This is a genomic window from Streptomyces sp. NPDC002130 (genome assembly GCF_040296465.1).
In the GTDB taxonomy this organism is placed as follows: Bacteria; Actinomycetota; Actinomycetes; order Streptomycetales; family Streptomycetaceae; genus Streptomyces.
In genome coordinates this window covers 1-1,225 of sequence record NZ_JBEOXI010001011.1, presented here as the reverse complement: position 1 = coordinate 1,225, position 1,225 = coordinate 1, and the positions used below count along the sequence as shown (strand labels likewise).

General features: G+C 60.7%; 2 protein-coding genes and 1 pseudogene. All 3 read left to right on the top strand.

What is annotated here, in order from left to right; translation table 11 throughout:
- A pseudogene (locus ABT116_RS47910) lies at positions 1-629 on the top strand (hypothetical protein); the annotation flags it as partial.
- The gene (locus ABT116_RS47905) at positions 619-993 is read left to right on the top strand and encodes an enolase-like domain-containing protein (RefSeq protein WP_351647775.1); all 375 of its coding nucleotides are present in this window, start codon (positions 619-621) and stop codon (positions 991-993) included. The pseudogene ABT116_RS47910 and the gene ABT116_RS47905, both read left to right, overlap by 11 nt.
- Positions 936-1,109 (top strand): NAD(P)(+) transhydrogenase (Re/Si-specific) subunit beta, encoded by a 174-nt coding sequence (locus ABT116_RS47900; protein ID WP_351647773.1) that lies wholly within the window; start codon positions 936-938, stop codon positions 1,107-1,109. Before ABT116_RS47905 ends, ABT116_RS47900 begins: the two co-directional genes overlap by 58 nt.
- Positions 1,110-1,225: the final 116 nt, after the last annotated feature.

The following is a 1,225-nucleotide window of genomic DNA, read 5'->3' as shown; positions in this document are numbered from 1 at the left end:
CCCATGGGTCGTGTGCGCAGAAAAGCTCGACCCGGTCACCGTGGTCGCGTACCAGCTCGCGCAACCGGGCCTGGGTCCCGAGCCGAATCGGCCGCGCCCTCAAGCATCATCAGCGTGACTGGTGCATCGAGCGCGGCGTCAGGACGATCCGGTGGACCTTCGATCCACTGGTCGCACGAAATGCCTATTTCAACATTCAGCGTCTCGGAGCCGAACCGGCCGAATACAACCCGGATTTCTACGGGTCGATGGCAGACGGAATCAATGCAGGCGACGCCAGCGATCGTATGCTCGTCAGTTGGGACCTCGACGTCGGTGGATCTCCGAGTTCTACTGTGGCCGTGAATGATACATTCAAGGTGCTTCAACCCACCGAAGACGGTACGCCTCGAATGCTCCCGATCCCACCCGACTGCGTCGATATCGCAGTCGGAATACCCAGAGACATCGAGCATCTGAGAACAGTCGACCGCGCCTCTGCCTTTGCCTGGCGACACGCGCTTCGCGAGTACCTCGAACCACTGATCGCCTCGAAGGAATGGCAATCGACCGGCTTCGACCCCAGCGGCTATTACATGTTCACGAAAATCTGCGAGACAACCGGAGAAGAGCAAGTCCATGCACATTGAGTCCGTCGAATTGCGCGAACTGCGCATCCCTCTCGTCTCCCCCTTCACCACGTCGTTCAGCACCCAACTCGAGCGTAACACCCTCGTCCTGAAGGTGAGTGGCACCACCGACGGCCCCAATGGCCCGGTGGAGACTGTCGGCTGGGGCGAGTGCGGCTCGCTGAGCGATCCGTACTACAACTCGGAGTACACCGCCGGTGCGCGCGCGATGCTTCGCGAGTATCTCGTTCCGACGCTGCGTAAGTCGCAGTCGGATCAGCCGCTCACTGCCGAGACCGTCGGCAGCGTGCTTCACCACATCACGGAATGCCGATCCTCAACGTCGACCAGTCGAAGTCCGTCATCGTGCTCAAGCGTTCGATGAACTCCGGTTTCGCCGGTATCGAGAACCCGCTCTTCTTCGCCGAGGGCACCTCGATGCTCTTCGGTGACGCCAAGAAGTCGGTCTCCGAGGTTACCGAGGAACTCAAGGCGCTGTAGCGCTGGAACTCGGAAGGGGCGTCCACTCGCAACCGCGAGTGGGCGCCTTTTTCGTGTTCTCACGCTGCAACGACTTCTTGTGCTGCAACGGCGTGTGCTGAAACGACAAAGGCGCC